The sequence below is a fragment of the Roseibium sp. AWQ4_254 genome, from assembly GCF_056161025.1.
Map to the genome: position 1 here is coordinate 171024 of NZ_JBSWYH010000003.1, position 22360 is coordinate 193383.

The 22360-nt window shown below is 59.0% G+C and carries 20 protein-coding genes; 17 read left to right on the forward strand and 3 right to left on the reverse strand.

The window, feature by feature from the left end:
- Positions 1 to 21 precede the first annotated feature (21 nt).
- From ACXAIC_RS03650 to ACXAIC_RS03665, 4 genes are all read left to right on the forward strand, one after another.
- Positions 22 to 387 carry a response regulator gene (locus ACXAIC_RS03650; RefSeq protein ID WP_475173730.1) on the forward strand — a complete coding sequence of 122 codons (366 nt, stop codon included), beginning with the start codon at positions 22 to 24 and terminating at the stop codon, positions 385 to 387.
- Positions 388 to 407: 20 nt separating this feature from the next.
- Complete coding sequence (locus ACXAIC_RS03655; RefSeq protein WP_475173732.1) at positions 408 to 1625, forward strand: protein-glutamate methylesterase/protein-glutamine glutaminase; 1218 nt, start codon at positions 408 to 410, stop codon at positions 1623 to 1625.
- Entirely contained in the window at positions 1622 to 2506 is an 885-nt protein-coding gene (locus tag ACXAIC_RS03660) for a CheR family methyltransferase (protein ID WP_475173735.1), read from the forward strand. Before ACXAIC_RS03655 ends, ACXAIC_RS03660 begins: the two co-directional genes overlap by 4 nt.
- Before the next feature lie 405 nt (positions 2507 to 2911).
- Positions 2912 to 3880 carry an MBL fold metallo-hydrolase gene (locus ACXAIC_RS03665; protein WP_475173737.1) on the forward strand — a complete coding sequence of 323 codons (969 nt, stop codon included), beginning with the start codon at positions 2912 to 2914 and terminating at the stop codon, positions 3878 to 3880.
- 175 nt (positions 3881 to 4055) lie between these two features.
- Here ACXAIC_RS03665 and ctrA read toward each other — a convergent pair whose 3' ends face one another.
- A complete protein-coding gene (gene ctrA, locus ACXAIC_RS03670) occupies positions 4056 to 4748 on the reverse strand; it encodes a response regulator transcription factor CtrA (RefSeq protein WP_029064643.1) in 693 nt (230 codons plus the stop codon).
- Positions 4749 to 5121: 373 nt separating this feature from the next.
- Here ctrA and fliI point away from each other — a divergent pair, with 373 nt between their 5' ends.
- The 3 genes from fliI (at position 5122) to ACXAIC_RS03685 (ending at position 7527) form a co-directional block, all read left to right on the forward strand.
- Positions 5122 to 6447: a flagellar protein export ATPase FliI gene (fliI, locus tag ACXAIC_RS03675; protein WP_475173744.1), complete on the forward strand. Its 1326-nt coding sequence runs from the start codon at positions 5122 to 5124 to the stop codon at positions 6445 to 6447.
- Positions 6448 to 6475: 28 nt separating this feature from the next.
- Entirely contained in the window at positions 6476 to 6883 is a 408-nt protein-coding gene (fliJ, locus tag ACXAIC_RS03680; RefSeq protein ID WP_475173747.1) for a flagellar export protein FliJ, read from the forward strand.
- A 209-nt stretch (positions 6884 to 7092) separates the two neighbouring features.
- Positions 7093 to 7527, forward strand: a complete 435-nt coding sequence (locus ACXAIC_RS03685; RefSeq protein ID WP_475173749.1) for a paraquat-inducible protein A — start codon at positions 7093 to 7095, stop codon at positions 7525 to 7527.
- A gap of 172 nt (positions 7528 to 7699) precedes the next feature.
- Here ACXAIC_RS03685 and ACXAIC_RS03690 read toward each other — a convergent pair whose 3' ends face one another.
- Positions 7700 to 8776 (reverse strand): DUF2336 domain-containing protein, encoded by a 1077-nt coding sequence (locus tag ACXAIC_RS03690; RefSeq protein ID WP_475173752.1) that lies wholly within the window; start codon positions 8774 to 8776, stop codon positions 7700 to 7702.
- 282 nt (positions 8777 to 9058) lie between these two features.
- On the opposite strand from ACXAIC_RS03690, the gene ACXAIC_RS03695 reads away from it, so the two are divergent.
- Positions 9059 to 11401: a mechanosensitive ion channel domain-containing protein gene (locus tag ACXAIC_RS03695; RefSeq protein WP_475173755.1), complete on the forward strand. Its 2343-nt coding sequence runs from the start codon at positions 9059 to 9061 to the stop codon at positions 11399 to 11401.
- Positions 11402 to 11437: 36 nt separating this feature from the next.
- On the opposite strand, the gene ACXAIC_RS03700 is transcribed toward ACXAIC_RS03695, so the two are convergent.
- On the reverse strand, positions 11438 to 11737 hold the full coding sequence (locus ACXAIC_RS03700; protein ID WP_475173756.1) for a hypothetical protein: 300 nt from the start codon (positions 11735 to 11737) through the stop codon (positions 11438 to 11440).
- 59 nt (positions 11738 to 11796) lie between these two features.
- Between ACXAIC_RS03700 and glpD the strand changes: the two genes are divergently transcribed.
- From glpD to ACXAIC_RS03745, 9 genes are all read left to right on the forward strand, one after another.
- A complete protein-coding gene (glpD, locus tag ACXAIC_RS03705) occupies positions 11797 to 13317 on the forward strand; it encodes a glycerol-3-phosphate dehydrogenase (protein WP_475173758.1) in 1521 nt (506 codons plus the stop codon).
- A 239-nt stretch (positions 13318 to 13556) separates the two neighbouring features.
- On the forward strand, positions 13557 to 15050 hold the full coding sequence (gene glpK, locus ACXAIC_RS03710) for a glycerol kinase GlpK (RefSeq protein WP_475173759.1): 1494 nt from the start codon (positions 13557 to 13559) through the stop codon (positions 15048 to 15050).
- Positions 15051 to 15433: 383 nt separating this feature from the next.
- The gene (locus ACXAIC_RS03715) at positions 15434 to 17038 is read left to right on the forward strand and encodes an ABC transporter substrate-binding protein (protein ID WP_475173761.1); all 1605 of its coding nucleotides are present in this window, start codon (positions 15434 to 15436) and stop codon (positions 17036 to 17038) included.
- A gap of 120 nt (positions 17039 to 17158) precedes the next feature.
- A complete protein-coding gene (locus ACXAIC_RS03720) occupies positions 17159 to 18166 on the forward strand; it encodes an ABC transporter permease subunit (protein ID WP_475173764.1) in 1008 nt (335 codons plus the stop codon).
- 17 nt (positions 18167 to 18183) lie between these two features.
- Positions 18184 to 19113: an ABC transporter permease subunit gene (locus tag ACXAIC_RS03725; protein WP_475173767.1), complete on the forward strand. Its 930-nt coding sequence runs from the start codon at positions 18184 to 18186 to the stop codon at positions 19111 to 19113.
- Positions 19114 to 19118: 5 nt separating this feature from the next.
- On the forward strand, positions 19119 to 19814 hold the full coding sequence (locus ACXAIC_RS03730; protein ID WP_475173769.1) for a hypothetical protein: 696 nt from the start codon (positions 19119 to 19121) through the stop codon (positions 19812 to 19814).
- Between the two features lie 99 nt (positions 19815 to 19913).
- A complete protein-coding gene (locus ACXAIC_RS03735) occupies positions 19914 to 20750 on the forward strand; it encodes an ABC transporter ATP-binding protein (RefSeq protein WP_475173771.1) in 837 nt (278 codons plus the stop codon).
- 1 nt (position 20751) lies between these two features.
- Positions 20752 to 21582, forward strand: a complete 831-nt coding sequence (locus ACXAIC_RS03740) for a dipeptide ABC transporter ATP-binding protein (RefSeq protein ID WP_475173774.1) — start codon at positions 20752 to 20754, stop codon at positions 21580 to 21582.
- Positions 21583 to 22001: 419 nt separating this feature from the next.
- Positions 22002 to 22343, forward strand: a complete 342-nt coding sequence (locus ACXAIC_RS03745) for an ArsR/SmtB family transcription factor (RefSeq protein ID WP_475173777.1) — start codon at positions 22002 to 22004, stop codon at positions 22341 to 22343.
- Positions 22344 to 22360: the final 17 nt, after the last annotated feature.

Consider the following 22360-nt stretch of genomic DNA (forward strand, 5'->3'; position numbering starts at 1 on the left):
CAACGAGTGGAGTAATGCCAGATGAAACAGTGCCTTGTAGTTGATGACTCCAGTGTCATCCGTAAGGTAGCGCGCCGTATTCTCGAAGATATGAACTTCGAGATTGTGGAGGCGGAAGACGGTCAGCAGGCGCTTGACGCCTGTAAGCAAACCATGCCGGACGCCATTCTTCTGGATTGGAATATGCCGGTGATGGATGGCCTGGAATTCCTGACCAGCCTGCGGGCTGAAGAGGGCGGTGAAAACCCGGTCGTCGTATTCTGCACGACGGAAAATGATGTGGCCCATATCGCCCGCGCGATCCGTGCCGGCGCAAATGAATATATCATGAAGCCCTTCGACCGGGAGATCGTCGAAGCCAAGTTTCAGGAAGTTGGTCTCATCTAGCTTCAGTTGGGCGGTCCTAAATGGCATTTGCACAAAGAAACGTTTCCTTGGGAACCAACCCAGGTAATGACCCCATCAAAGTAATGGTTGTTGACGACGCAGTCGTCATCCGCGGTCTGCTGACCCGTTGGCTCGGCGAAGACAAGGGACTGAAAGTTGTCAGCTCCCAGCGCAACGGCAAACTGGCCGTTGAAGACATCGAAAAAAGTGATCCTGACGTTGTCGTTCTCGACATCGAAATGCCTGAAATGGACGGCATGACGGCTCTGCCGCTGATGCTGGCCAAAAAACGTGACCTCGTCGTCATCATGGCGTCCACACTGACCCGACGCAATGCGGAGATCAGTCTGAAGGCCCTGTCTCTCGGGGCGGCCGACTATGTGCCAAAGCCTGAGTCGACTTCCGAAGTCACCACCTCCGTCGATTTCCGCCGCGAGCTGATCGAAAAGGTAAAGGCGCTTGGCGCCCGGGCCATCCGCATGCGCGGTCCGGCACGGACCATGCGTGCCGAAACCCGTGCGGGCAAGACGGCCCAGCCGGTCAGGCCAGTCTCCAGCCGTCCGGCAACCGACACGCGCGCAAGTTTCCGCGGGGCTGCGCAGCCAGCCGCCAAAACGGAAGCCGGTCTCAAGACGCGCCCCTATTCCTCTGCCCGGCCGCGTATCCTGGCCATCGGTTCATCCACCGGCGGGCCTCAGGCCCTTCAGGAAGTCATGAAGGAAGCGGGCACCGCGATCAATGATGTGCCCGTGGTCATCACGCAGCACATGCCGCCGACCTTTACCGCCATCCTGGCCGAACATATGGGCAAGGCTGCCCTGCGCCCGGCAAAGGAAGGCGAAGACGGTGAAACCCTCAAGCCCGGAAACATCTATGTTGCCCCTGGCGGCAAACATATGATCCTGGAAAAGGATGGCGGGGCTGTCAAAATCCGTCTGACGGATGATGAGCCGGTGAACTTCTGCAAACCGGCAGTCGACCCGCTCTTTGACAGTGTTGCCAAGGTCTATGGGTCCGCAAGCCTCGGGGTTATCCTGACCGGCATGGGCCATGACGGTGCCAACGGGGTCAAGACAATTGCGTCCGGTGGTGGCAGCGTGATCACGCAGGATGAAGCCACCAGCGTTGTCTGGGGGATGCCGGGAGCTGCTGCTCAAACCGGCATGTGCAGTGACATTCTGCCGTTGAACCAGATTGGGTCGAAGATTTCTCGCGTACTGAAGGGGAATACAAGATGACTCCGAGCGAGTTCGAATTCCTCAAGACTTTCCTGAAAACCCGGTCCGGCCTGGTGCTTTCGAACGACAAGCAATATCTGGTGGAAAGCCGTCTGCAGCCGATTGCCCGTAGCTCGAAGCTGGAAACCTTAAGCGCGGTCATCCAGACCCTGCAGCGGGGCACCAACAAGGCACTCGAGACCGACGTCATCGAAGCCATGACGACAAACGAGTCGTTTTTCTTCCGGGACAAGACCCCGTTCGACCATTTCCGGGACACCATGCTGCCGTCGCTTCTGGAGGCCCGGGCCTCCCGCCGCCAGCTCAAGATCTGGTGTGCTGCGGCCTCGACGGGACAGGAACCCTATTCCCTGGGCATTTGCCTGAAGGAAGAAGCGGCGAAGATGGCGGGCTGGCGCACGCGCATTCTGGGCACTGACTTGTCACAGGAGGTTCTGGAAAAGGCAAAAGCCGGTCTTTACAGCCAGTTCGAAGTCCAGCGGGGTCTGCCGATCCAGATGCTGCTGAAATATTTCGACCAGAAGGGCGACATGTGGCAGATCAATGCTGCCATGCGGGCCATGGTGGAGTGGAAGAAGCTCAACCTGCTTGAGAATTTCTCCCATCTTGGCGAATTTGATATCGTCTTCTGCCGGAACGTGTTGATCTATTTCGATCAGCCCACCAAATCGGAGATCCTGGGCCGGCTGGCCAAGTGCCTGCCCGATGATGGTTATCTGGTTCTGGGGGCCGCCGAAACGGTCGTCGGTCTGACCGATGCGTTCAAGCCGGTCGCTGGCAAGCGCGGCCTCTTCCAGAAAAAGGCGGCCGTCCAGGCCGCCACCGGAACCTCACCGCGTCCGAAACTGGCCGTTGGTGGTGGAGCGGGGTTCCACCGCTAGGCCTCCGGCCGGTCTGAGATTTTTCCAGATGGAATTGCAAAGGGCGGTCTTTCGACCGCCCTTTTGTTTTGGCGGGGGACTGGCCGCATCCGGCGCTCGCACCTCCCTTGTGTTCACATATTGGTGAGCGCCCGCCTGCATTGCGGTTTCACAGCGTGGCGGGAGGTGGTGTTTCACGCTAAAAACCTGATCCCTCTGGGGAAGTTTCGCTGCCATTGGGCGTAGGATCTGTTTCTGCAGTCCGCCGCTCTCCTGCACGGGATCTTTTCTTTCCAGAGCTTTGCTCCACATAGTCGGTGTGAAACAAGCGGGTGCTTGCCTGTGGTTGCTGGTTGCGGTGAACCGTGACCGGCATGCGAAGCTGAGGGCCCCGCGGACACCAACGTTCCTGCTGGAGGGAAAAATATGAGCCTGACTGTGAACCTGACACGCCGCGCCGCCTTGATGGGGGCTGGAGCCGGACTGGCCGGGGCTGGCCTGGCCACATCCGGCGTTGCGCTGGCCGCTGCGGATAAGCAGGGAGCTTTGTCTGCGCCTGTCGCCCGCTATCAGGTGGGGGAGTTTGAGGTCAATACACTGCTGGACGGTGCGGTGGCCGTAGCCGAGCCGCAAAAAACCTTCGGTATGAATGTGGATGCGCAGTCCTTCGCCCAAACCTCTGCAGACAATTTCATTCCGGCGGACAGTTTCAGGGCCTTTTTCACACCGACCCTGGTCAACACGGGCAATGAACTGGTTCTGTTTGATACCGGCGTGGGCGAGGGTGGCCGTCCGGCGCGTGGCAACATGCGGGCTGCGCTGGAAAGTGCAGGCTATACGCCCGAACAGGTCGATATCGTGGTCCTGACCCATATGCATCCCGATCATATTGGCGGGTTGATGGAAGGCGGCGCCCCGGCCTTTGCCAATGCGCGCTATGTGACGGGCCAGAAGGAGTTTGACTTCTGGTCGGGCATGGATCCTGAGGCCAATGGGGTGACCAGGCTGGTCGCCGGCAACGTCAAGCCGCTGGCCGAAAACATGACGTTTCTCGGCGATGGCGGCGCTGTCGCCTCGGGCATTACGGCCGTGGGTGCCCATGGGCACACGCCTGGCCATATGGTCTACATGCTGGAAAGCGGCGGGCAACAGCTGCTTCTGGCAGCCGATACGGCGAACCATTATGTCTGGTCGCTGGCCCGCCCGGACTGGGAAGTGCGGTTCGACATGGACAAGGAAGCTGCTGCTGCCACCCGCAAATCGGTTTTCGACATGCTGGCTGCGGACAAGATCCCCTTTGTCGGCTACCACATGCCGTTCCCGGCAGTGGGATATGTGGCCAAAGACGGCAGCGGCTACCGCTATGTGCCGGCCTCTTATCAGATGTCCCTTTGAGATCACACCGCCTGTCACCGGATGTTCTGCTGCCTGAAATCAGAGATTTCAACGCTAAGACAAACCGGCTGAAATCTGTATGACGCGGCATGCTCTCAGAAAGGCGCAAATCTTCACAGCAAAAACCCCGGCCGAAAGACCGGGGTTTTTAAATTCTGTGTGGTGATCCGATGGATCAGGCGGCGGCTTCCACTTCCGGTTCGCGCAGAACGTAGCCACGGCCCCAGACCGTTTCAATGTAGTTCTTGCCGGAGGTCGCAGAAGCGAGCTTCTTGCGGAGCTTACAGATGAAGACGTCGATGATCTTCAGCTCCGGCTCGTCCATGCCGCCGTAAAGGTGGTTCAGGAACATTTCCTTGGTGAGCGTCGTGCCCTTGCGCAGGGACAGAAGCTCAAGCATCTGATATTCCTTGCCGGTCAGGTGGACACGCTGGCCACCGACTTCCACGGTCTTGGTATCCAGATTGACCTTCAGGTCACCCGTCACGATCACCGACTGGGCATGTCCCTTGGAGCGGCGGACAATCGCATGGATCCGCGCAACCAGCTCATCCTTGTGGAAGGGCTTGGTCATGTAGTCGTCGGCGCCGAAGCCGAGACCGCGAACCTTGTCTTCGATGCCCGCGTTTCCGGACAGGATCAGGATCGGAGTCTTGACCTTGGAAACACGAAGTGTGCGGAGAACCTCATATCCGGACATATCCGGAAGGTTCAAATCCAACATTATGATGTCGTAGTCGTACAGTTTGCCGAGGTCGATGCCTTCCTCGCCAAGATCTGTCGTGTAGACGTTGAAGTTCTCGGACTTCAGCATCAACTCGATGCTCTGCGCTGTGGCGCTATCATCCTCAATCAACAATACACGCATGCCAATCCCCTTATTCTGCCTTTCCTGGGCAAGTCGCAACGGCTCTGTCGGTACCGGACTACGAAGGACTGTTGTTAACCCCGACTCAAAGCTATCGGTTAATGGTTAACAAATTATGATTCGTAGCTGCAAGCTCCGAAGAAACGAATCTGTGAACAACGGACAACTTGTTGAATCCCCGAAAAAAACTTGGATTCATAAAGCTTAAAGTTGAACATTAACAAATCGGCGTAACCGATTCCGATCAGATTCCTTTCAACAAACCCAGTTTGACTTCGAAATGGCTCTCGCTTGTGGGCCTTCCAAAGGTTAAGATTAACCAGAGTCGTAAACGATCGGTTACCAAATCCGTTAACAGTGAAAGGAATTTTCCTTGAAGGCGCTTTTTGCCGAGATCGATTCGCTCATGCCGACCGAAATTTATGGCCGTGTAACTGCGGTGCAGGGCCTTCTTGTGGAGATCGCCGGGCCCATTCACGAGATGAGTGTCGGCTCCCGGCTGTTGATCGACAGTGGAGAGGATAACCCGAAAGTTCCGGCGGAAGTTGTCGGCTTCCGGGACGGGCATGCGCTTTGCATGCCGTTCTCAGGTCTGGAAGGCGTGCGCATGGGCTGCAAGGCGGTGATCAGCTCCCGGGACAGCGTCGTTCATCCGGCGGAAGCGTGGCTGGGCCGGGTGGTGAATGCTCTCGGCGAACCGATTGACGGAAAAGGGGATTTACCAAATGGCGGAGTGCCTCGCAAATTGCGAAGCGCACCGCCACCCGCCTCTGAGCGTAAGCGCGTGGGGGGCGCGCTTGATCTCGGTGTCCGGGCGTTGAACACCTTTGTCACCTGCTGTGAAGGCCAGCGTATGGGCATCTTTGCGGGCTCGGGCGTGGGCAAATCCGTGCTCATGTCCATGCTGGCGCGCAACACCAATTGCGATGTGGCGGTGATCGGTTTGATCGGGGAGCGGGGGCGTGAAGTTCAGGAGTTCATCGAGGATGATCTCGGGGAGGCCGGTCTGGCGCGCTCAGTTGTCGTTGTGGCGACATCGGATGAAAGTGTTTTGATGCGCCGGCAGGCGGCCTATTTGACCATGACAGTGGCTGAACACTTCCGTGATGAGGGGCATAATGTTCTGTGCATGATGGATTCGGTGACGCGATTCGCCATGGCGCAGCGGGAAATCGGTCTGTCCATCGGCGAGCCGCCCACGTCCAAAGGCTACACGCCGACCGTCTTTACCGAGTTGCCCCGTCTTCTGGAGCGGGCGGGCCCGGGCCGTGCGGAGGAAGGCTCGATCACCGGCCTGTTCACGGTTCTGGTGGAAGGCGACAACCACAACGAACCAGTGGCCGACGCGGTGCGCGGAATTCTGGACGGTCACGTGGTCATGGAGCGGGCCATTGCCGAACGCGGGCGTTACCCGGCCATCAATGTGCTCAAATCCGTGTCCAGGACCATGCCGCGCTGTGTGCCGCCGGAGCAGCTTCCGATCCTGCGGCGGGCCAAACAGTTGCTGTCGACCTATACGGATATGGAAGAACTCATCCGCCTGGGGGCGTATCGCAAGGGCTCTGATCCGACCGTCGACGAGGCAATTCACCGGTTTGCCCTGATTGATGATTTTCTCAATCAGGGAAAAGACGAGGCAACATCACTTTCTGATGGATATTTGCAACTCGCCAACCTTTTGGAAATGACTCCAGAGTAGACTGCCCATGTTAGGGGAGTATTGAGTTATGAAGACCCGCGACAGTTTGATCCGCTTGAAGCGGTTTCAGGTTGACGAAAAACGGCGGCAACTTGCGCAGATCGAAAGCATGATTGCCGAATTTAACCGGATGGCCGACGAGCTGGATGACCAGATCCGCTCCGAGCAGGAACGCGTCGGCATTACGGATGTGACCCATTTTGCCTATCCGACTTTTGCAAAGGCGGCGGCGGACCGGCGGGATAACCTGCGCAATTCCGCCCATGAGCTGGACGATCAGCTGCAGCGGGCTCAGGATGAGCTCAGCGAAGCGATCGAGGAACTGAAGAAATTTGAACAGCTGGAAGAGCGCGACCATCAGAGGGAGCGTACGGCACAGGAAATTGCCGAACAGGACCAGCTCGACGAAGTCGCGGCACGCGCGCGCACCCGCTAAAGACCGGCCCGGGGGCTTGGGTCCCCGCGCCGGTACGTGCCCCCCTGACGGAGGTTTTCCCGTTTGAAACCTGATTGCCGGGATCCGGCGGTCGGGTTTCGTCGTTTGCGGGCTTGTCTTTCCTGTGCCGGTGCCTGTTTGTTGCAAACAGGCCGCGCGAGCCTCATGTGTGAAGGCGGCGATCACGTTCCGGGGAGTTGGGTCTGACGATGCGTTTGTTTCTGGCTGTGTTGCTGCCGCTGTCCACGTTCTCTTTTGCGCTGGGGCTGACCCAGCCGCTGATGCGGTTCGAACGGCTGTACTTTCTGGAAGAGCGGCCCACCCTGATTGAAATGATTGGCGGGCTCTGGGAGCAGGGCGATGTCGCGCTGGCTTCTATTGTCGGCCTTTTTTCTATCGGCTTTCCCGCTGTCAAGATTCTGCTGATCCATGTGGCCGTGGTGACCGGTGGGCGGTCGAAATCCCTCGCCCTTCTGTCCATGGTCAGCAAATGGTCGATGCTGGATGTGATGCTGGTGGCGCTGGTTCTGTTCGCAGCCAAGACCAGTGGCCTTGCGGCGGCGGCCATTTTGCCAGGTCTCTGGTTCTATGCTGCAGCGACCCTGTCAACCGCCGTCGCCGCGAGTATGTGTTCCCGCACCTGATCGTCATGTGTTTTTCAAGATATTAAAGTGCGCCGAGCGCATCCGGTTTCAAAGCGTATTGTGTTCCATGTTGAGCCCTCTGATTTCAGGGAGCAAAGCGCAAATCCAATTGAACTTGGTATGATGTGTTGAGTTTGGGACAAGGACCGGATTTGGGAACCGGCTTGATGCTTCAGGACTTTTTCACCCGCCGGCGGGCCTGAAAATCGTCGCTGCGGTTTTCCTTTGCCTTGGCTGCATCGGACAGTTGTTTGGCGTAGGCAGACGTCCATTCACCGCCCTGGGCGGAGGGAATTCTCATATGGGTGCTGCGGGCTTTGGCCAAAAGCGCAAAGGCGGGCACTTGCAGACCGGCCTTGGCAGCGGTGCGCAGCACCACATCCATTTTACCGCTGAAGAGGGCATCCTTCAGTGAAGACAGGGCGATCCGTCCTCTGGCGCTCAACAGTTCGACTGCATGGTTGAAGCGGTTGTCCTGCAGCAAAAGGATCATGAGCTCGTCCAGGGTGACGTCCGCTCGCTGGGCTTCACGCCACAGCTGGCTCACATCCTGTGACTTCAAGGAGTGGCCGAAGGATTTGCGCAGGGCTTTCAGCCGGGCAATCTGATCCAGCTGGTCCTTCGACAGGGCCCCTTCGATGATGTCCAGAAGCCGCTGCTTTGTTTCTTCATCCACGAGCGGAAGCAACTGCCGGCAGGCGGCCGGTGAAAGATCGGAGCGCAAGGCAAGGGCGTCACGCAGCTTGGTGTCATCGGCCGCCAGCCTGGTGAAGGTCGACAGGGTCTCCCGGGACAGCTTGATCTCCCGATTGCCTGCCAGAATGTGATGTACGGGCGTGCCGCCCTTTTCTGCAAGCAAGTCCGACACCTCTGCGGGCAGGTCCGTGCGCTGGGCGAGCACCTGAAGATGGGCCTTGCTCAGGCGTTGCGACAGATCCAGCAGATCCTCCGGCGACAACAGGGAACATCTGGCCAGGACCGGCTCGGCAACCTTCAGGTCGTCACAGGCAATCCTGAGAACCAGATTAAGGGGGCTCTGATCAAACGGGGCGACCTTTTGCGCCAGATGCAGACGGTCATCAGGTGCACCGATGCTGTACAGTTCGAGCATCACTTCGGCAAACAGCGCGAGTTCCTTGCTCGATCTTTTGTCCAGATCGTTCGCCACAAGCCTGCTGACTTCAGCAAACAGCTTGCGCCGTGCCTCCACGGTCTCATCTTGAGCAAGTTTGATGAGTGAGCGTGCCATCCTACCTCCAACAGGAGGATTATTTCTGAATATTGTTATTTTTGCGTTACTAAAAATTACCGAGGCTTGCGTGGTTCGCGTATAAATTGTTCCCAAGCGTAAGATTCAGGTGATTTTATCGAAATTAAAAAAGGGTTTATGTGTATCTCAGGTTGTTTTTAGCGCGTCGCGCGAAAGCCGTTGACGGGCATTTCCGGGGGCTTTTCATCCGGTGCAGATCCCTGTCTAGTGTCCGTCTGTGACTGAAGCGGTCATGATGATGTCGAACCAAGCGGGAATGAGATGAAAACGCTGCGCCTATGTCTTGCGGTTGTTCTGGGAATGTTTGTGCTGTCTGAGGCTCCGGCTGCTGCGCAGGAGCAGGCGTCTGCATCACAAAATGCGGCCGAAATGCAAGAGGCCAGTGAGGCGCTGATCAAGGTTCTGAACGATCCGGAGAGCCGGAAAGCGCTCATCGGAATTTTGCAGAAAAACGCAGCTGATGCTGCCGGAAACGGGACTGAGGCCGGAGGCGCAGTTCAGGAGGCGGCACCTGCGGCGCCGCCTGCGCAAGGCGCGGCGCTTGCGTCGGATGGGGCCGCTGCCACGCCAGAGGCGGCAGCCTCCAATCCGGCTGGGCGGGGCTTTGTGTTGCGGGTTGGCGAGTACACGCGTGCCCTGGCCGATGAAGCCGGAAATGTTCTGGACCGGGTCCGCCATTCTCTGAAAGGGCTGCGGCTGATCCTTAGCGGGGACATTCCGGTCAAGTGGGACCGGGTCTATCTGGTGCTTTGGCAGGTTGCGGTGGTTCTGGTGGTTGCCTATGGCGCTTTCTGGATCAGCCAGTTTGCCGCGCGCCGGATCTATCCCAAGATGGCGCTCAAGGCCCGCTATGGGGGCGGCCTGATGCGCGCCTTCATCCTGATCGTGACAACGCTGATCGACGCACTGACGGTCGCCGTTGGCCTCGGGGTCGGCTATGTCATCGCGCTGCTGGGCTATGGCGGATTGGAGACCGGCGTGACAATCCAGGAAAGTCTGGCGCTGAACGCCTTTTTCATCACGGGCATGTCGAATGTCGCCCTGCGGTTTGTATTTGCACCGCGGCGTCCGGAACTGCGCCTGCTGCCCTTCGGGAACGAAAGCTCCGATTACTGGTATTCAAGGCTGCGCATTTACATGTACTGGAACAATTACGGCGTGTTCCTGCTGGTTCCGGCGGCCAATCTCGCCGTTTCCTTTGTGCTTGGCAACGCGCTGCGGTTTCTGGTGGTCTTTGCCGGCATGCTGGGGCTTATGGGGCTCATCAGCATCAACCGGGTCAAGGTCCGCAAAGGAGTAAAGGCCTATGCGCAGTCGCTCCAGAGCGTCCTGGCGCAGCGGGCCCTGTCCAATCTCGGCAATCTCTGGCATCTGGCTGCCTATGGCTACATTCTTGCGGTGTTCCTGGTCTGGGTGACGCGGCCCTTTGATGCCACCACCATCATTTTGCGGGCCACGGGCCTGTCGATCATCACCATTATGGCCGGCATGCTGCTCTCTCTGGTGATGACCCGGGCTATCAAGGGGGGCATCCGGCTGCCGGAAGACATTCACCGGAAGCTGCCGGCGCTGCAGTACCGGCTCAATGCCTTTGTGCCACGTCTGTTGAAAATCATCCGCTTTGTCGTGTTTCTCGGCACCATCCTTCTCCTGTTGGATATCTGGGGTGTCATGGATGTGCTGGGCTGGTTCTCCAGTGATATCGGGCGGGATCTTGTCGGGCGTTACGGCTCCGCTTTCTTTGTGGTGCTCGTGGCCTTTGTGGTTTGGCTCGCGGTCATGTCCTGGGTGGATCTGCGCCTGCAGTCGCGGGCAGGCTATATTGTCAGCGCTCGCGAACGCACCTTGTTCCAACTCTTCCGCAATGCTTTCAGCATCATTATTCTGGTGATGGCAGTGCTTCTCGGCCTGTCGGAAATTGGCGTCAATATCGGGCCGCTGATTGCCGGTGCCGGTGTGGTCGGTCTGGCCATTTCCTTCGGCGCCCAGACGCTGGTGAAGGACATCATCACCGGGGCCTTCATTCAGATTGAAAATGCCATCAATGAGGGGGATGTGGTCACGGTGGCCGGTTTGACCGGCACGGTGGAGGGGATCACCATCCGCTCCGTGCGGATCCGTGATCTGGACGGCACGACCCATATCATTCCGTTCTCCTCGGTCGATATGGTGTCGAATTTCATGCGCGGCTTCTCCTATCATGTGGCTCTGATCGGGGTGTCTTACGACACGGATATCGCCTTTGCGAAACAGGCCATGTGCGATGCTTTCGATCGGCTGCAGGAAACGGATTTCCGGGCCAAGATCTTCGGCGATCTGGAGATGCACGGGGTCACCAATTTCGGGGCCAGCTCCATCGACATCCGCGCGCGCATCAAGACAACGCCAGGGGACCAGTGGTCTGTCGGCCGGGCCTATAATGAATTCATCAAGCAGGTGTTTGATGAAAGGGGCATCGAAATCCCGTTCCCGCAGGTGACCTATCACGCGGCAACCCCACCCTTTGCCGGGGGCAAGGCACCGTTAATGGGGAAAGACGGCGCGTCTGCCGTGTCTGACGCGCCTGCGGATGATGCACCGGCTGACGCCGAAGCTGCGCCTTAGACGTCGGCCATAGGCGCCTTTTGAGCCCATCGTGCTCTACCGGGAGGGCTTTTTCAGTCTGACACTGAAAAAATACCGGCGCGCAGGACAGGGCGTCTTGAAGCCGGATGAGCGGGCCGCGTTCGAAAACAGATACCTCTCAAACAGTTCGCACTGTGAGGGCTGGCCTTCGAGCTGGCCCTGAAAGCGTGTCTTGAGGTCTCGGCCGAATTGTTGGTTGAATTTCGAGAAGTTTCGTTTTATTTTCATTTGGAGTTCAAAGGGCGCGTATGCGCTCGGGGTCAGCGGCGCGCGGCCAAAATCGGGGCGCTCTTGGACGTTGGCCGGATTTTTCATGGATCGAGCCTTCCTGGGCGCTCGCTCACGCGCAGGAGGCTCCAGCCGGAGACAGGCCGATGGCGGCTGAATATGACCTTCTGGTAATTGGTGGCGGGATCAACGGAACGGGGATTGCCCGGGATGCGGCCGGGCGCGGCGCCTCGGTGCTTCTGGCCGAAATGGGGGATCTGGCCAGCGCGACCTCGTCTGCCTCTACCAAGCTGATCCATGGCGGATTGCGCTACCTGGAATATTATGAATTCGATCTTGTGCGCAAAGCGCTGAAGGAACGGGAAGTGCTGTGGGGTATTGCGCCGCACATTGCTTGGCCGCTGCGCTTCATTCTGCCCCATCACAAGGACCTGCGGCCGGCCTGGCTGCTGCGCCTCGGTCTGTTTCTTTATGATCATCTGGGCGGGCGCAAATTGCTCCCGGCCACGCAAACGGTCCGTCTGGACCAGGGGCCATATGCGCAAGGCCTGAAGAAACTGTTCCGCAAGGGCTTTGAATATTCCGATTGCTGGGTGGATGATGCCCGGCTGGTGGTGCTCAATGCCCGGGATGCGGCGGACCGGGGCGCAAAGATCCTGACCCGCACCAAATGCATCAGCGCCCGCCGGGACAGCGAAGCCTGGTCCGTGGTTCTGAAAGACCTGGCGACCGGCGAAGAGCGGATGGTAACCGCACGGGTGCTGGTCAATGCGGCCGGGCCGTGGGTTGCGGACATGCTGCGCGGTGTTGTTGGTGCCAATAACAGCTCCGGTATCCGCCTGGTCAAGGGCAGCCATATCATCGTGCCGCGCCAGTTTGATCACGACCGCTGTTTCATCTTCCAGAATGGCGATGGCCGGATCGTGTTCGCCATTCCCTATGAGGGCGACTACACGCTGATCGGCACCACCGATGTGGATTATCAGGGCGACCTTGGTGCGGTGCAGATTTCCGGTGATGAGGTGTCCTATCTGTGCGCGGCCGCCAGCGAGTATCTGGAACAGGAGATCACGCCGGAAGATGTGGTGCACACCTATTCCGGGGTGAGGCCGCTTTATGATGACGGTGCCAAGGATGCCAAGGCGGCAACGCGCGACTATGTGCTGGAACTGGATGCGGGCGAAGGCCGGCCAGCGGTTCTGTCGGTATTCGGGGGCAAGATCACGACCTACCGCAAGCTGGCGGAGCAGGTTCTGGAGAAACTTGACGATCATCTGTCCTTGAAGGGCGGGCTTTGGACCGGCGGGGCGCCACTGCCAGGCGGGGATTTCCAGGTGCTGGCCTTCGAAACGGAAGTGGCCGGGCTGCAGAAGGACTATCCGTTCCTGACCGATAGATTTGCCACCCGGCTTGTCCGGCTCTACGGCACGGATGCCCGGCAAGTGCTCGGGGCGGCAGCCACCCTGGACGATCTGGGCGAGTGTTTCGGGGCAGATCTGACGCTCGCGGAGGTCGATTGGCTGATGGGCCGTGAATGGGCACGGACGGCGGAAGACGTTTTGTGGCGGCGAACCAAGCTGGGCCTGCGCGTCGGCAAGGAGGCCGCTGAGCGGCTTGATGCCTATATGACTGGCCGTCTTGCAGAGAAGACCGGCGCTGCGGCATAGTTTGCCCGGCCGCAGATCGCGGCCGGTTTGCCTGGTGACCCTCTTGAATCTGAAGTTCGTCTCCTTTCCAGCGCGTTCAGAACAAGCTTCAGCTTCATGAGGGTGACTAGAAAGTCTATGTTTCTAGTATGGTTTTCGGAATTGGAATACGCTACGGCGCGCGCTGCACAAATCAGGCGTATTTCAAGTCCACCACACTCGAGGCGGATTAAATCAACAAGACTATCGGGAGGTGCGCCATGGCAGGATGTGTTTTGGCCATAGACCAGGGCACAACATCAAGCCGTGCCATTGTGTTTGACGGGACCTTTAGTCCTGTTGGTGTGGGACAGCAGGAATTTCCGCAGCATTTTCCAAAATCCGGCTGGGTGGAGCATGACCCTTCCGATTTGTGGACCAGCACTTTGCGGGTGTGTCGGGACGCGCTTGCCAAGGCGCCCGAAGGCGGCCGCGGCGTGGCGGCAATCGGCATCACCAACCAGCGCGAGACGGCGCTGATCTGGGACCGGGCCACGGGAGAGCCGATCTATAATGCGATCGTCTGGCAGGACCGGCGTACGGCGGATTTCTGCGCGGGCCTGCGCGAGAAAGGGCTGGAGGACATGTTCACCTCCAGGACCGGTTTGCTGCTTGATCCATATTTCTCCGGAACCAAGGTCGCCTGGATGCTGGACAATGTGGACGGCGCGCGGGCCCGGGCCGAGCGCGGTGAGCTGGCATTCGGCACGGTCGATACCTGGCTGATCTGGCATCTGACCGGCGGCAAGGTGCATGCGACGGATGCGACCAATGCCTCGCGCACGCTGATCTACAATATTCACGAAAACGGCTGGGACGAAGAGCTGTGCGGAGTGCTTGGCATTCCCATGAGCCTCCTGCCGCAGGTCAAGGACAGCGCGGATGAGTTCGGCACGACCGATCCGGAGCTGTTTGGCCGGGCGCTGCCGATCCTCGGGGTCGCAGGCGATCAGCAGGCGGCGACGGTCGGCCAGGCCTGTTTCAATCCCGGCATGGTAAAGTCGACCTACGGCACCGGCTGTTTTGCCCTCATGAACACGGGCAGCACGGCCGTCCGGTCGAGGAACCGGCTGCTGACAACCATTGCCTACCGGCTTGATGGTGAGACCACCTACGCTCTGGAAGGCTCGATCTTTGTAGCCGGTGCGGCGGTCCAGTGGCTGCGGGACGGGCTCGGGCTCATTGAAAGCGCCACCGACACCCAGGGGCTCGCGGAAGGTGCTGATCCCACGCAGGATGTCTATCTGGTGCCCGCCTTTGTCGGGCTCGGCGCGCCCTATTGGGATGCGGAGGCGCGCGGGGCGATGTTCGGCCTGACCCGGAACACCGGGCCGAAGGAAATTGCCCGCGCGGTTCTGCAAAGTGTCGGCTATCAGACCAGCGATCTGGTGGAGGCAATGCGGGCCGACTGGTCCGGCGTCGAGCCGCCTGTCTTGCGGGTGGATGGCGGTATGACCGCCTCCGACTGGACGATGCAGTTTCTTGCCGACATTCTGGGCGCGCCGGTTGATCGTCCGACGATTGCTGAGACAACAGCACTGGGGGCGGCCTGGCTGGCCGGGTCAAAGGCCGGGATCTGGCCGGGGCAGGACGCGTTTTCCGCCCAATGGAAACTGGAAAAACGTTTCGAGCCCGGGCTTGAGGAGATCCAGCGGGGCCGTCTGCTGGCAGGCTGGCGGGATGCGGTTGGCAGAACACGCTCAAAATCTTCTTGAAAAGGCCATGCCCCGGGTGCCCGGACGGGTTGGCATCTTCCCTTGGGGGAGTGAGCTGGCCCGCTGGCGCCTGGATTCCTGCGGCCTTTTGCCCTTCTGAAAGGGAAGGTGCTGAGAGATCTTTCTTTTTCAAAAACTTAGACCATTCGGTCAAATAATTCTGCTGTGATAAAGCTTCCCCGTTAAGAGTGTTTCCGGTGAGAAAACTACGTCAGCGCCGCTTACCTAGCAAAAACATTTCAAAACATGCGTAAAATTAGAAATATGTTGGCAGTTGATTTTCTGTCGGAAAAAAGCCTTAGTTTGCGCTGGCTCGGGCTTAACTCCTTTGCACGTTTCAATGATGCAAGGCCCTTGCCCTTCATCAAGGGGAGAACAAATTGATGAATTTTCAAAAAACCTTGAAGGCAACTCTTCTCGGTGCGAGCCTTGCTGTGGTTGCGGCAAGCGGCGCGTCGGCAAAGACCCTGGTCTATTGCTCGGAAGGGTCTCCTGAAGGCTTCGATACCGCCCTTTACACCGCCGGTACCACATTCGATGCGTCCTCCAAACCGCTTTATAACCGGCTTGTCGAGTTCAAGCTCGGCACCACGGAAGTGCTTCCGGGGCTCGCGGAAAGCTGGAATGTGTCTGAAGACGGTCTGGAAAACACGTTCAACCTGCGCAAGGGTGTGAAGTTTCACACGACCGATTTTTTCACGCCGACCCGCGATTTCAACGCCGATGACGTGATCTTCTCCTTCGAGCGCCAGCTGAAGAAGGACAATCCGTGGCATGAATACACCGCCGGTGCAGCCTGGGAATATTTCAACGGCATGTCCATGCCTGATCTCATCAAGGAGATCGTGAAGGTTGACGACTATACCGTCAAATTCGTGCTGAACCGGCCGGAAGCGCCGATGATCGCGAACCTGGCCATGGATTTCGCCTCCATCGTGTCCGCCGAATATGCCGATCAGCTGGCTGCCGCGGGCACCAAGGAACAGCTCAACCAGCAGCCGGTCGGCACGGGTCCGTTCAAGTTTGTCGGCTATCAGAAAGACGCGGTCATCCGCTATGCGGCCCATCCTGACTACTGGGACGGCAAGGAAAAGATCGACAACCTGATCTTCGCCATCACCCCGGATGCGGCGGTGCGTCTTCAGAAGCTGAAGGCGGGTGAGTGTCATGTGATGCCCTTTCCGGCACCGGCCGATATTTCTGATATCAAGGCTGACAGCGGCCTGACCCTGATGGAACAGCAGGGCCTGAATGTGGGCTATCTGGCCTACAACACCAAGGTCGCGCCGTTTGACAAGCCGGAAGTGCGCAAGGCCCTGAACCACGCCATCAACAAACAGGCCATTCTGGATGCGGTTTTCCAGGGCTCCGGCGAAGCGGCCAAGAACCCGATTCCGCCGACCATGTGGTCCTACAACGACGCTGTTGAAGACGACGACTACAATCCGGAGCTGGCCAAGGAAATGCTGGCGGCTGCCGGTGTCGAAAACCTGTCCATGAAGATCTGGGCGATGCCGGTACAGCGGCCCTACAACCCGAATGCACGGCGTATGGCCGAGGTCATTCAGGCCGACTTTGCCAAGATCGGCGTCAATGTCGAGATCGTCTCCTATGAGTGGGGCGAGTACCTGTCCCGCTCCAAGGACGTCAACCGCGACGGGGCTGTTCTGCTCGGCTGGACCGGTGACAATGGCGACCCGGACAACTTCCTGGCCGTTCTGCTTGGCTGTGATGGTGTTGGCGGCTCGAACCGTGCCCAGTGGTGCAACGACGAGTTCGAAGCTCTGATCCAGAAAGCCAAGACGATCACCGACAAGGCCGAGCGCACCAAGCTCTATGAAGAGGCGCAGGTTGTCTTCAAGGAGCAGGCGCCCTGGGCCACGATCGCCCATTCCGTCGTCTTCATGCCGATGTCCTCCAAGGTCTCCGGCTATGTGATGGACCCGCTTGGTGGCCACTGGTTCAAGGGTGTGGACATCGCGGAGTAAACCCGCCTGAAAACGTGAAGCGCCGGCAGGGATTCTGCCGGCGCTTTCGCAAATTCTGACCGGCGGAGGCCTTCCTTTCCTGAGAAGGGGTCCGCTGGTTCTTCGTATCTGGAACCTGACATGCTTCGTTTTCTTCTGGGCCGTATCGGTCTGTTGATCCCGACTTTTCTTGGCGTCACCTTTGTCGCCTTCGTGTTCATTCGCCTCTTGCCCGGGGACCCGGTTGTTCTTCTGGCCGGCGAGCGCGGCGTGAGCCCCGAACGCAGGGCTGAAATCCTGGCGCAGCTTGGCTTCGACAAACCCTGGTGGCAGCAGTATCTCGACTATATTCTCGGGATTTTTCAGGGAGACTTCGGGATTTCATTTGTCTCCAAACGCCCGGTTCTGGACGATTTTCTGACGCTGTTTCCCGCAACCGCAGAACTGGCCCTGTGCGCGATCCTGATTGCGGTCTGCCTGGGCATCCCGGCGGGCATCTTCGCAGCGGTCAAGCGCGGTACCGTGGCAGACCAGGCCATCATGGGCACGGCTCTTGTGGGCTATTCCATGCCGATCTTCTGGTGGGGGCTGCTGCTGATCATCCTGTTTTCCGGCATCCTGCAATGGACCCCGGTTTCCGGGCGCATTTCCCTGCTGTACTACTTTCCACAGGTGACCGGTTTCATGCTGATCGACAGCCTGCTGTCCGGGCAGAAGGGCGCCTTCCTGTCGGCGGTTCAGCATCTGATCCTGCCGTCCATCGTGCTGGCGACCATTCCCATGGCGGTGATTGCCCGCCAGACCCGGTCCGCCATGCTGGAGGTTCTGGGCGAGGACTATGTGCGCACGGCGCGGGCCAAAGGGCTGCCGCCGCGCTCGGTCATCGGCCTGCACGCCCTGCGCAATGCGCTCATTCCGGTGGTCACAACCATTGGCTTGCAGGTCGGCGTGCTTCTGGCCGGGGCCATCCTGACCGAGACGATCTTCTCCTGGCCCGGGATCGGCAAGTGGCTTGTCGACAGTATTTCCCGGCGTGACTATCTGGTGGTCCAGGGCGGGCTGCTTCTGATCGCGGGGATCATCATGATGGTCAATCTGATTGTTGATGTGCTCTACGGCCTCATCAATCCGCGCATTCGCCACACCTGAGCCGGAGGAAAAGAGCAATGATAGATCCCTCTGCGCCTGCAAAGGCAGACACATTGAAACTGGAAACGGAAAGCCGGAATGCGACCAAAGCCCGGCTCGCCGAGTTCTGGTATTATTTTTCCCAGAACAAGGGCGCGGTCGCCGGACTGGTGGTCTTCGTGCTGCTGGTTCTCATGGCGGTTGGCGCACCGGTCCTGGCTCCGCATGATCCTGACTTCCAGTACCGGGACAGTTTCCTGACCCCGCCGGTCTGGCAGGAGGGCGGCAAGGACGCTTTTCTGCTGGGCACGGATGCCATCGGCCGGGACATCCTCTCCCGTTTGATCTATGGAGCGCGCCTGTCCCTGCTGGTGGGGGTCATGGTGGTCACGATCGCCCTGACCGGCGGCATCACCATGGGGGTGGTGGCCGGTTATATGCGCGGGGCCGTTGATACTTTCATCATGCGGATCATGGATATCATCCTGGCGTTTCCCTCCTTGCTGCTGGCGCTGGTTCTGGTGGCCATTCTGGGGCCGGGGCTGATCAATGCCATGATCGCGATTGCCATCGTGCTGCAGCCGCATTTTGTCCGCCTCACCCGGGCGGCAGTGCTTTCGGAACGGTCCCGGGATTATGTGGTTGCGGCCAAGGTGGCCGGAGCCGGGCACATGCGGCTGATGTTCAAGACCATCCTGCCGAACTGCCTGGCGCCTCTGATCGTTCAGGCAACCCTGTCTTTCTCCAATGCCATTCTGGATGCGGCCGCTCTCGGCTTTCTGGGCATGGGCGCCCAGCCGCCAACCCCGGAATGGGGCACGATGCTGGCCGAGGCGCGGGAATTCATTTTGCGGGCCTGGTGGGTGGTGACCTTCCCGGGGCTGGCGATCCTGATTACCGTTCTGGCCATCAATCTGGTCGGCGACGGTCTGCGCGATGCGCTTGACCCGAAACTGAAGAGGAGCTGAGGCGGGTGGACGTCCTGTGTGAAGCCGTTCTGTTTCTGCAAGGGCTGGAGCGGGGCGCGGCCACCGTGATTGCTGCGGCCACGGCCGCGATGATCGCGGCGGCGGCCTGGCTGGCGAAATCCGTCGTTGCCTGGCTGGTGTGGTGGTATGAGCGCCTGCGCAAGCAGGACGAGCTTCTGACCGCGCTCAAGGTCGAGATCCGCACCAATATGGACGGGGTCGAACCCCATGCGTCCGACGAGCAATATCAGCGGATCACCGAACAGCTGGAAGCGGCCAGCCGGGCCTTCAAGACCTATGACATCTACACGCTCGCCAGCGGCGACAATCTGGTCATGGGAACGGTGAAGAGCGAGCTGTCCATCATCCCGAACTCGCCGCTGCGCTCCATCGTGCGCTACTACAATCTGGAGCGGGGGCTTTACTATCTCTTGTCGGATCTGCGCAGCGATGCGTTCCGGGCCTTGAGTGTGGACCGCAAGACGGCGGTTCTGGGCAACTTGCGCGAGATCGCCCGGTCCTGCCTGAAGGCGGGGGCGAATGCGCGGCGGATGATCGCTGTCTATTGCTGGCTGTCGAGAGTGGCCCGCGCCGGGCTGCTCATTGTTGCGGCCAGCCTGATTGTCAATCTTGTCGTGAAAGTTTACGCGGCCGACCTGGCGGCGCTGTTCGGGGGGCTGCAAAAATGCCTGGCCCCTTAGCCGGAACCGGCCGGGTTCAGATCAGCGGAATGATAGGTTTCGTTCGCATGTCGTCTGGCCTCTTGTGCTGTATGACCTTTCATACTGAGGAAAAATATAATGCCACTCCTTGAAATTCGCAACCTGCGGGTCGAATTCGACACCGCCAAAGGGCCGTTCAAGGCGCTGGACGGGGTTGATTATACCGTCGATGCGGGTGAAGTGCTTGCTATTGTCGGGGAATCCGGGTCGGGCAAATCCGTTGCCATGCTGGCCACAATGGGCCTGCTGCCGGAGACGGCCACCATCACGGCCGATGCCATGACGTTTGAGGGCCTTGATCTGCGCAGCTTGAACGCCCGGGACCGGCGCAGGGTGATCGGCCGGGACATCTCCATGATCTTCCAGGAGCCGATTGCCAGCCTCAACCCATGTTTCACGGTCGGTTTTCAGCTCGGCGAAGCGCTCAAGACCCATACGGAGTTGAAAGGCCGCAAGGTCCGGGACCGGGTGGTGGAGCTGCTGACATCAGTCGGCATTCCCGATCCGGCTGGCCGGCTCAACGCCTTTCCGCACCAGATGTCCGGTGGCCAGTGCCAGCGTGTGATGATCGCCATGGCCATTTCCTGTGCTCCCAAACTGCTTATTGCCGACGAGCCGACAACGGCGCTCGACGTGACCATCCAGAAGCAGATCCTGGATCTTCTGGTCCAGCTGCAGCAGGATAGCGGCATGGGGCTGATCATGATCACCCACGATATGGGGGTGGTTGCGGAAACCGCCGACCGGGTGATCGTGCAATACAAGGGCCGCAAGATGGAGGAGGCGGACGTCTTGTCCCTGTTTGAAAACCCCCAAAACCCCTACACTCGGGCCTTGCTGTCGGCTTTGCCGGAAAATGCAACGGGTGACCGCCTGCCGACGGTCAGTGATTTTGCCGAAGCAGGAGGGTTCTGAAATGGCTGAGGATACAATCCTGAAAGTCCGGGATGTTTACCGGACCTATGACATCAAGGGCGGCCTCTTCAAGAAGGCGTCGCAGCTAACGGCGGTCAAGGGCGTCAGCCTCGATGTTGAGCGGGGTACGACCCTGGCGGTGGTTGGCGAAAGCGGCTGCGGCAAGTCCACCCTGGCCCGCATGCTGACCATGATCGATGCGCAAAGCGCAGGCACGATCGAAATCGACGGCCTGCCCATCAATATTGCAAAAACCGGTATCTCGCGGGAAATGCGCCAGAAGGTACAGATTGTCTTTCAGAACCCCTATGGGTCGCTCAATCCGCGCCAGAAGATCGGTCATGTGCTGGAAGAACCGCTTCTTCTCAACACAGACATGCCGGCCGCTGAGCGCCGGGATCTGGCCCTTGAAATGCTGCAGAAGGTTGGTTTGCAGCCGGAACATTACGGGCGCTATCCGCATATGTTCTCCGGTGGCCAGCGCCAGCGCATTGCCATTGCAAGGGCCATTATGATGAAGCCGAAACTGCTGGTGCTGGATGAACCGGTCTCCGCACTGGATCTGTCCGTCCAGGCGCAGATCTTGAACCTCCTGGCAGACCTTCAGGACGAGATGGGCCTTACTTATGTGTTCATCTCCCATGACCTGTCGGTGGTGCGCTATATCGCCGACAAGGTGATGGTGATGTATTTCGGGGAAGTGGTAGAATACGGCACGCGCGATGAGGTCTTCAACAGCCCGCAGCACGACTACACCAAGACCCTGTTTGCCGCGACCCCCAGGGCCGATATTGACAGCATCAGGAAACGTCTGGCGGCCAAGGCCGCCTGATACCAACCTCACTAGATAGAAACCCATCTGATGGCGCTGGTCCGGATTGGCCGGCAAGGCGCGTTGCGCAGGACGGCCTTTTTGGCCGTTCAAGCGGCGCAACGCAGTCCGGCGGGCCGGAGCAGGCCACCGAGGCCGTGTTTGAGGACTGTTCAGCTGCGTCCCAGGTTTTGAACGATAAACCATATCGCCCTGCAACCTGCTCCTTGCCGAACAGTCCCCAAACACGGTCAGATCGGTTCCTATCTAGTGAGGGTGGTATGAGATGCCCGGCAGAAGGGCGCCAGGGGTGTTTCTCAGTTGTGGAAAAAGCGGCATTCGCGCAGACCGGGATCCGTGAAAACGCATATCTTCACTTGAAGTTGGATGGAATATCAGTTGAAAGTTGCAATATTCGGTAATTCGGGTATTATCGAATTATGAAAAAAGAAGATGCCTTGAGTGCTTTGGCAGCCTTGGGTCAGGAAACCCGCCTCGACGTGTTTCGCCTTCTGGTGAAAACGGGAAAAGAAGGCATGACCGCCGGTGCCATTGCAGAAGAACTTAATGTGCGTCCGAACACCCTATCGACCCACTTGGGCGCCCTGTCCCGGTCTGGCCTCGTAGAGGCGGAGCGGGACGGGCGCTCCATTCATTACCGGGCCGACCTGTCGACAATGCAATCTCTCTTGACCTACCTGCTGCAGGATTGCTGCGGCGGCCAGCCGGATCTGTGCACGCCGATTGCGGCTCTGGTCACATCGAGCCTCCGCGCTGACTGAAGATCTTCCCGCGGCCC